General features: G+C 54.1%; 6 protein-coding genes. 4 read left to right on the top strand and 2 right to left on the bottom strand.

The genetic code is table 11. The features are described from left to right. The first annotated feature begins 1202 nt into the window (after window positions 1-1202). Together PsAD46_RS25270 and PsAD46_RS25265 are read left to right on the top strand one after the other, a co-directional pair. Window positions 1203-1595, top strand: coding sequence for a cupin domain-containing protein (locus PsAD46_RS25270; RefSeq protein ID WP_063294085.1), 393 nt, complete (start codon window positions 1203-1205; stop codon window positions 1593-1595). Window positions 1596-1764: 169 nt separating this feature from the next. After that, complete coding sequence (locus PsAD46_RS25265; RefSeq protein WP_057461220.1) at window positions 1765-2457, top strand: nitroreductase family protein; 693 nt, start codon at window positions 1765-1767, stop codon at window positions 2455-2457. On the opposite strand, the gene PsAD46_RS25260 is transcribed toward PsAD46_RS25265, so the two are convergent. After that, a complete protein-coding gene (locus tag PsAD46_RS25260; protein ID WP_063308132.1) occupies window positions 2454-4793 on the bottom strand; it encodes a heavy metal translocating P-type ATPase in 2340 nt (779 codons plus the stop codon). The two genes, PsAD46_RS25265 and PsAD46_RS25260, sit on opposite strands and share 4 nt — an antisense overlap. 198 nt (window positions 4794-4991) lie before the next feature. Beyond that, window positions 4992-5636 (bottom strand): TetR/AcrR family transcriptional regulator, encoded by a 645-nt coding sequence (locus PsAD46_RS25255; RefSeq protein WP_057461222.1) that lies wholly within the window; start codon window positions 5634-5636, stop codon window positions 4992-4994. Between the two features lie 101 nt (window positions 5637-5737). Here PsAD46_RS25255 and PsAD46_RS25250 point away from each other — a divergent pair, with 101 nt between their 5' ends. Beyond that, window positions 5738-7570 carry an acyclic terpene utilization AtuA family protein gene (locus tag PsAD46_RS25250; RefSeq protein ID WP_063308131.1) on the top strand — a complete coding sequence of 611 codons (1833 nt, stop codon included), beginning with the start codon at window positions 5738-5740 and terminating at the stop codon, window positions 7568-7570. After that, window positions 7570-8376, top strand: a complete 807-nt coding sequence (locus PsAD46_RS25245) for an enoyl-CoA hydratase/isomerase family protein (protein ID WP_063308130.1) — start codon at window positions 7570-7572, stop codon at window positions 8374-8376. The genes PsAD46_RS25250 and PsAD46_RS25245 overlap by 1 nt, the downstream gene beginning before the upstream one ends. The last annotated feature ends 25 nt before the right edge of the window (window positions 8377-8401 follow it).

Below are 8401 nucleotides of genomic sequence, written 5' to 3'. Positions count from 1 at the left end.
TCCCGAACTCGGAAGTGAAACGCCCCTGCGCCAATGGTACTTCGTCTTAAGACGCGGGAGAGTAGGGCGCCGCCGGGCATGAATAATACACACCGACAAATCTCTACAAAATAAAACAGAACAAACATATCAGACAAAAAGCCCCCAATGCATAATGCATGGGGGCTTTTTGTCGTTTTAGAACTAGGCCGTCCTGAATGAGAGGGCTGAAAACACAGCGAGTAAAGCTCCAAACCGCCAGCACCAAAGCACTCTCTTATCCCTGAATATACAGCCAACAGTTGGCCTCAGCGAAACCAAAGCAACGACCTCAAGGGATGGAAACGCATAGCCTCGCGGTGCTGTTATGAGACATGAGCTACCCTCCGTGCATCCCAAAGAGAAGGGGAGTGAGCCTGTGGGAAGGGCGAGCCTTAGACCTCAAGAGCGACTAACACAGGCGATCAAGCCGCGGTATTTATGAGCTGGTGCTGTGGGCAGCGTGAGTGAACTAAACCGCAACTGGGATGGCTTTGCGCGGCTATCTGCGTTTGCTGGTATTTGCACTCGAATTTGTGCCGCTATGATTGCTGCGCTTTCGAAGGTAATACGGGGCCAGTTGTGCATCAGGATGTAATCGGTGGGATTGAATCCGTAACTGCACCACGTCGCCGGAACGACGGTGCGCTCCTATCTGCGTTCGTTGGCGGTATTTGCTACGGCTGTCTTTATGCAATTTGATTGGTCTTAAAGGTAGTTGTAGTGGCTTTGCGTTCCTACGTGCGTTTGTTTGCGTTACCAAAGTTGAGACTGCGTTGCTGTGTCTCGCCAGCTGGTGAAGTAAGATTGGCAGTGGGACTGCAATGGATTGCGATTGGTGGGATAACTCGGGCAAACATTCAGCTCAGCACTCAAGCCGTGAAAGGGGATAGAAATAATCTATCCCCCTACCTCAAATGATGTCGCTGATACCGGGCTTAATGCACGTCGGGGATAAGTGATTTGCGCTCATTGAGTGCCAAGTGCAGTTACTTAACAACAATGCAGCTCAACCCTATCAGCTTGCGAACTCCTCACATGTACAGTGATAACATGGAACCTTCCTGAAACGTGTTCACGGCAACTGATGTGATTATCCTTACATACTGCAGTTTCTGAGTTCTTCGTACTTGTCAGATAGAGTGAGCTTTTGATTGTCTTTCTGTCAGGAAGGGAAGTTTGTGATGACTCTTATTGATCATAATGCGCAGGAACTGGAAGAGTGGCGGGGTGGGGTGGTGACGCGGATGAGGGTCTCTGCTGTGAATGGTGCTCATCAGCTTTGTATTTTCGATCAGTGGTGTGAGCCCGGAAGCGGGGCTCCGTTGCACCTGCATGCGGTGGAGGAGCTTTTGGAGGTGATTGGCGGGACTGCGGAAATCACTTGCGGGGATGAGCGGTATGTTGCGACAAGTAATCAGAGTGTCCTGATCCCTGCCGGGCGTTTGCATGGGTTTTGTAATGTGGGTGAGGGAACGCTGCATGTGCGGGCGACGTTGGCTGCGCCAATCTTTGAGGCCAGTTATGAGAACAGCACGGAGGTATCTCGCCGTTGGGTGCCGGATGGATCGTTGTGATGGCTTTTAGAGGCCGGTTCAGCTTTCTGGAGGCAAGTTCAATAGATTTAGCCGTATTCTTCCGTTAGTTTTCGCTGAGACCTTACATGGGCTGTCGGACGCTGGGAGGCTGTCGTCGGTTTGGCTTGTGAGGGAAAGCAAAAGAATACCTGAAAAGCGGGGGAACAGGATGTTTGCCAAAGAACACATTACCTATGAGCCAGTGGATTTGCCGGATCGTCTGGACCTGAGCGATGAGCAGATGCTTGAAGCTGTGAAAGGCTTTTATGACAAGATGAAGCGTCGCCATACGGTTCGGGATTTTTCAAATCGTCCTGTTGCCCGAGAGGTTATTGAAGAGTGCATTCGCACGGCTGGTACGGCTCCTTCTGGTGCGAACCATCAGCCCTGGCATTTCGTGGCGATCTCTCAACCTGAGTTTAAGAAGCGTATTCGGGATGGTGCGGAGGAAGAAGAGCGCCGGTTTTATGACGGCGGTGCGGGTGATGAGTGGATCAAAGCGCTTGAGCCAATTGGCACTAATGACGACAAGCCCCACTTGGAAGACGCGCCGTGGCTGATTGTTGTGTTTGCACAGCGTTGGGGGCAGTTTGAAGACGGGACGCGCTACAAAAACTACTATGTGCCTGAAAGCACTGGCATTGCTTGCGGTTTTCTGCTGACGGCGCTGCACCATGCAGGGCTGGTTTCGCTGACCCATACGCCCAACCCGATGAAATTTTTGAATGGCATGCTGGATCGCCCTGACTCTGAAAAGCCAATCATGATCATTGCAGTTGGCCACCCGGCTGAAGATGCCAAGGTGCCTGCTGTGGCGAAGCTGAAGAAGCCTCTTTCTGAAATCCTGACTGTAGCGGATTAGAGCTTCAGGTTTTTTAGACGCAAGGAGTTCATCACCACGCAGAAGGATGACAGGCTCATGGCCAGCGCTGCAATCATGGGTGAGAGCAGCGCTCCGGTGAAGGGGTAGAGAATGCCTGCTGCGATGGGGACACCTGCGGAGTTGTAGACGAACGCCAGAAACAGGTTCTGGCGGATGTTGCGCAACGACCCGATGGCGAGCTTGCGGGCACGCACAATGCCTGTGAGATCGCCATTCAGCAATGTGATGCCCGCGCTTTCAACAGCGACGTCTGCGCCCGTTCCCATTGCCAGCCCTACATCGGCAGAAGCAAGGGCGGGTGCGTCGTTGACGCCGTCGCCTGCCATGGCAACCATTGCTCCGGATGCATGGAGCTGATCGACCAGTGTCTTCTTGTCTTCTGGCAAGGCTTCTGCCTTGAACTCATCAATACCGACAGAGTTGGCGACGGCTTTGGCTGTTAAGGCATTGTCTCCGGTTGCCATGACGACTTTGATACCGGCCTCATGCAGTTGCTGGATGGCCTCGGCTGCGTTTTCTTTGATCGGGTCGGAGATGGCGATCAAGCCGATGATGTCTTGCTCATTTGACATATAGATGCTGGTGTTGCCTGCAGCACTCAAAGCTTGGTGCTTTTGCTTCATATCCTCAGAGATCTTATCGGTGAGGTTGAAGACGACCGGGTTGCCGATGGCGTAGCGCTTGCCCTCTACTTTCGCACTGACGCCTTTTCCGGTGTGGGCCTCAAAATCATCGGAGTTGGACAGCGACATTTTTCTGGCTGAGGCAGCATGGACGATTGCTTCTGCCAGCGGGTGCTCGGAGCCTTTTTCGATGGAGGCCGCGATGTGGAGGAGTTGGTCCTCGGTGTAACCCTCAGAGAAAGACTGGATTGAGGTGACGGTCGGTTTGCCTTCTGTGATGGTTCCTGTTTTGTCGACAATGAGCGTATCGACTTTGGACATGAGCTCCAGTGCGGTGGCATCTTTGATGAGCACGCCTGCCTGTGCACCCCGGCCACTGGCAGTCATGATGGACATGGGCGTGGCAAGGCCGAGGGCGCACGGGCAGGCGATGATGAGCACCGATACGGCGACGATGACGGCGTAAGACAGGGATGGCGCCGGGCCGATGAGCAACCAGATGAAGAATGAGAGAATGGAGATGCTGACCACGGTTGGGACGAAGTAAGACGAGACTTTATCTGCCATGCCCTGAATGGGCGCGCGTGAGCGTTGGGCAGAGGAGACCATGGTGACGATTTTGGAGAGCATGGTGTCTGTGCCGACGTTTGTTGCCTCAATGATCAGCGTTCCGTTTTTGTTGAGTGTTCCACCTGTGACCGTGTCTCCGACGTTTTTCTCAAGGGCGATGGGTTCGCCGGTGATCATGCTTTCATCCAGATAGGATTGACCATCGACGACGCGAGAATCGACAGGGACTGCCTCTCCAGGGCGGACACGGAGCTTGTCGCCCGTCATGATGTTCTCGAGGGGGGCGTCATATTCTGTGCCGTCACCCAGCACACGGCGTGCGGTTTTGGGGGCAAGGTCAAGCAGGGCGCGGATGGCGTCACCTGTGCGCTCGCGGGCTCGCATTTCCAGCACCTGACCCATAAAGATCAGCGCCAAGATGACAGCCGAGGCCTCGTAATAGACCGGAGGATGGCCTGTGGCAGCGCGGATGCTTGGGGGGAACAGGCCGGGCAGGAATGTTGCCACCAGAGAGTAAAGATAGGCGGCACCGACGCCCAGGGTGATGAGCGTCCACATGTTGAGGTTCCATGTGGTGATGGATTTGACGCCGCGCTCGAACAATGGAGTGCCTGCCCACAGAACAACAGGTGTTGCGAGGACAAATTCAACATAGATGGCTGTGGGTTCTCCGATCCATTCGCGGAACGGGAGGCCGATGAAGGGGCCCATGGTGATGGCGAGCAGGGGAACTGAGAGGATTGCGCTGAGCCAGAAGCGTCTGGTGAAGTCGACCAGTTCGTGGCTGGGTTCGTCATTGCTGGTGACTGTCACTGGCTCCAGTGCCATGCCACAGATAGGGCATTCGCCGGGGCCTTTCTTGACGATCTCCGGATGCATGGGGCAGGTGTAATCGATATCCTGCGCCTGTGTGTCCTGCTGCTTTCTGCTGTTACCCGAGGCGTAATAATAGGGATCGCTGTCGAACTTATTGAAGCATTTGTCGGAGCAGAAGTGGTAGGGCTTTCCTGAAAAATCAGCTGAGAGGGTGTCGGCTGTGACTGTTACGGACATGCCGCAGACCGGATCCTGCTCCGTAGGGGAGGTGGTATTGGGTTGTGGTGTGTTTGATGCCTCGTCCATCGGTCAAAAGGCTCCCTGATCCAGCGCGCGCGCGTTCTACCAGCGCAGATCATATGCCTTTGCAGTGCCTTAAAGGATTAAAGCCCCGTGGGACTTGGCAGTATCACTAGGCAGAACTTAATGGAAATGAGGGCATTTGGGTCAAGTTGCCAAGAGCATTTGTCTGGCGGCCAAGGTCAGCGATCTGGCTCTCATTTGTTATGTGCCGCTCTGCGTTTGAGCCAGCTTCAGATGCGGTTCCATGATCATAGCGAATTTGCGGATGATTTTTTCGATGTAATCCGGGTCGCTGTGGAACTCCTGCTGGAAAATCATGCCACGGATGAAAGAGCGCCAGATGAGGAGGGTTAGAGTTACGTCTTCAATGGCCTCTTTATCTAAACCCGGTGGCAGAAAGAACTGGTTGAGCTGCTCGTTCCAGTCTTCCAGTTTGGGAGAGATGCGCAGGGACAATGCCTTGTCCGTGCGGGTTGCCATGATGATCTCAGAGAAGGCGCGCCCCTCTGGTGTGTCGATGATGTTTTTCCAATAGGTTACGAGTGCGTCGGCGAGTGTCCCGTTACCAGAATGCGTTACCTGCGCGAAGGGGAAAGAGTTTGGGCTTTCCTGTTGGTAGTGGCGCAGAATTCTTGAGAGCAGAAAGTCGACCGTTCCAATCACCAGATCTTCCTTGGAGGGGAAGTGGTGCATCAGGGCACCGCGACTGACATCAACGCCTTCCAGCACGCGATTGATCGAGGTTTCTGCATAGCCGAGCCGGTCGAGGCAATCGATGGTCGACTTAATGAGGGCTTTGCGTGTGTTTTCACCGCGCTGCTTCTTCTTGTCTAACTTGCTTACCATGATCAACCTTAGCCTTAGGAAGGGGTTTTCTCTGAAACACTTGACGTATTGGGAACTAGTATATACCGTACGTTTGGTATGTAAAAGAGGTTTCCGTTAAAATGACCATGAAAACCACGGAAAATCAAAACTCTAGTAAACGTAAGCAGCCAATTCGCATTGGGGGGGCTTGCGGCTTTTGGGGTGACTCTAGTGCGTCAACCGGGCAGTTGTTGCGCGCTGGAGGGCTCGATTACATTGTTTACGACTATCTGGCAGAGATCACTCTTTCCATCATGGCAAGGGCGCGTCAGAAGTCTCCTGATCTTGGATATGCGACGGATTTTGTTGAGCAGGTGCTTGGCTTGAACCTGAAGGCTATTGCCGAATCCAAGACGAAAATTCTCAGCAATGCTGGTGGTGTTAATCCTGAGAGTTGTGCCTCCAAGATCCGTGAACTGATTGCTGCGCAGAAGCTGGATCTGAAGGTTGCGGTTGTCACTGGTGATGATTTGTTAGCGGAGGCCGGGACGTATCAGGCCGCTGGTGTGACAGAGATGTTCTCTCATGAGGCCTTTCCTAAGTCAGAGAAGGTTGCCTCCATCAATGCCTATCTAGGTGCACAGCCTGTTGTTGCTGCTCTGGATGCTGGTGCCGATATCGTCATTACAGGCCGATGTGCGGACAGTGCGTTGACCCTTGCTGCATGCGCACATGCCTTTGGCTGGGACTGGGCGGATTATGATCGCCTTTCCGCAGGGAGCCTTGTCGGGCATCTGCTGGAGTGCGGGACGCAGGTTACTGGCGGCAACTTTACGGACTGGCGGGATGTGCCGGATGTGAAGAAGATCGGTTATCCAATTGCGACAGTTTATGAAGATGGCAGCTGTGATTTGAGCAAGCCAGAAGGCAGTGGCGGGCTTGTGAGTGTTGGTACGGTTGCTGAGCAGCTGGTCTATGAGATTGGTGATCCGCAAGCTTATTTGCTGCCTGATGTGACCTGTGATTTTTCGCGGGTGACGGTTGAGGCGAAAGCAGCTGATTGCGTGCATGTTTCTGGTGCGAAAGGGCGTTCAGCGCCTGAGAGTCTGAAGGTTTCAGCAACCTGGGCGGATGGGTTCCGTATTGGGTTGATGATCCCATACGTGGGCTTTGATGCTGGCGAGAAGGCGCAGGCGTTTGCGGACCTTGCTCTTGGCCGTGCCGAGACGGTGATGAAAAAGCTTGGTGCGCCCGGCTATCAAGAGGTTTCCGTTGAGATCGTGGGGGCAGGATCTCAGGTTGGCGCAGCTTCTGTGAGCCGGGGCACCTATGAAGAGGTTGTCCTGAAGATTGCCGCGCGGCACATGGACCAGCGTGCTGCTGGTTTGTTGTTGCGTGAGCTGACTGGATTGGGCCTTTCGGTTGCTCCGGGGATGACAACGTTTAACGGTGGCCGGCCTAAGCCGTCGCCTGTTGTGCGGTTGTTCTCGTTCCTTGTTGAGCAGTCGGCGGTTTCGCCTCAGGTTTCTCTGGAAGGAGCGCCTGTTCCGTTTGAGCCTGTGATTGCGACAGGTGTGGCAGCGGCTGTTGAGGGTGCTGAGGTTCCTGATATGGCTGGGACTGATGAGGCGATGGTTGAGGTTCCGCTGATCAAGCTGGCTTATGCGCGTAGCGGTGACAAAGGCGATAAAGCGAACATTGGCGTGATTGCGCGGAAAGCGGAGTGGTTGCCGTGGATTGCGGCGGCGCTGAGTGAAGAGGCTGTTGCCAAGACCTTTGCGCATTTCAATCCGGGCAAGGTGGCTCGTTTCTACCTGCCGGGCTGTCATGCGCTGAATTTCCTGATTGATGATGTGCTTGGCGGCGGTGGCATTGCCAGCTTGCGGTTGGACCCGCAAGCAAAGGCGTACAGCCAGATCTTGCTGACACAGAGTGTTCCGGTTCCGCAGTCCATTGCGCAGGAGGTGATGTGATGAGTGATGCTTCAACAACTTCTGCCGTTCTTGTGGCTCAAAAAGATGGTTGGATGACCATCACTTTGAACCAGCCCGAGAAGCGCAATCCGCTGACAGGCGAGGTGATTGCTGAAATCTCCAGAGTTCTGCGGGATGTGCAGGACGATCGCAGCGTGCGTGGCATCACGTTCACTGGTGCTGGCGGTGTGTTCTGTGCTGGTGGTGATCTGAAGTCCTTCCAGCAGATTATGGCTGGTGGTGATGAGGCCGAGGCGATTGCGCAAAAGATCAGTCTGGAAGCTGCAGCGTTTTTTGGAATGATCGCCAATCAGCCGCAAGTGACCATTGCTTTGGTGGAGGGGGCCGCCATGGCTGGTGGCCTTGGTATGGCCAGTGCCTGCGACTTTGTGGTCGCAACGCAAGACGCCAAATTTGCTTTTACTGAGACGCGGATTGGCTTGCCGCCTGCTCAGATTGCTCAGTACGTGACCAAACGTCTGGGCTACCAGAAAGCCAAGAAAATGCTCGTGTTGGGGAGCAAATTGACCGGTGTCGAGGCCTTTGATATCGGTCTGGTCGATGAAGCTGTTGCAGATCAGGCAGCGCTTGAGATAGCAGAAGCGGACCTGAAACAGCAAGTTCTGGCTTGTGCGCCAGATGCTGTTGCGGCCACCAAACAGGTGGTTGAGGAGACGCTTTTCCTTGAACAGGAAGAGTTGCGCCACAGCGCGGCTGCTCATTTTGCAAGAGCTATCGTTGGGGAAGAGGGACAGGAAGGTGTGAAGTCGTTTTTACAAAAACGCAAACCTTCCTGGGCTCCTTAGGTGACCCCTTAAATTCTGGGGTATG

It is taken from the genome of Pseudovibrio sp. Ad46, from assembly GCF_001623065.1.
Classification (GTDB): domain Bacteria; phylum Pseudomonadota; class Alphaproteobacteria; order Rhizobiales; family Stappiaceae; genus Pseudovibrio.
This window is presented reverse-complemented; position numbering and strand designations above follow the sequence as displayed.

What these genes read in the sequence shown, in the direction of transcription:
- PsAD46_RS25270 (WP_063294085.1), top strand. Translation starts at nt 1,203, where the DNA reads ATGACTCTTATTGATCATAATGCGCAGGAACTGGAAGAGTGGCGGGGT.
- PsAD46_RS25245 (WP_063308130.1), top strand. Translation starts at nt 7,570, where the DNA reads ATGAGTGATGCTTCAACAACTTCTGCCGTTCTTGTGGCTCAAAAAGAT.
- PsAD46_RS25250 (WP_063308131.1), top strand. Translation starts at nt 5,738, where the DNA reads ATGACCATGAAAACCACGGAAAATCAAAACTCTAGTAAACGTAAGCAG.
- PsAD46_RS25260 (WP_063308132.1), bottom strand. Translation starts at nt 4,793, where the DNA reads ATGGACGAGGCATCAAACACACCACAACCCAATACCACCTCCCCTACG.
- PsAD46_RS25265 (WP_057461220.1), top strand. Translation starts at nt 1,765, where the DNA reads ATGTTTGCCAAAGAACACATTACCTATGAGCCAGTGGATTTGCCGGAT.
- PsAD46_RS25255 (WP_057461222.1), bottom strand. Translation starts at nt 5,636, where the DNA reads ATGGTAAGCAAGTTAGACAAGAAGAAGCAGCGCGGTGAAAACACACGC.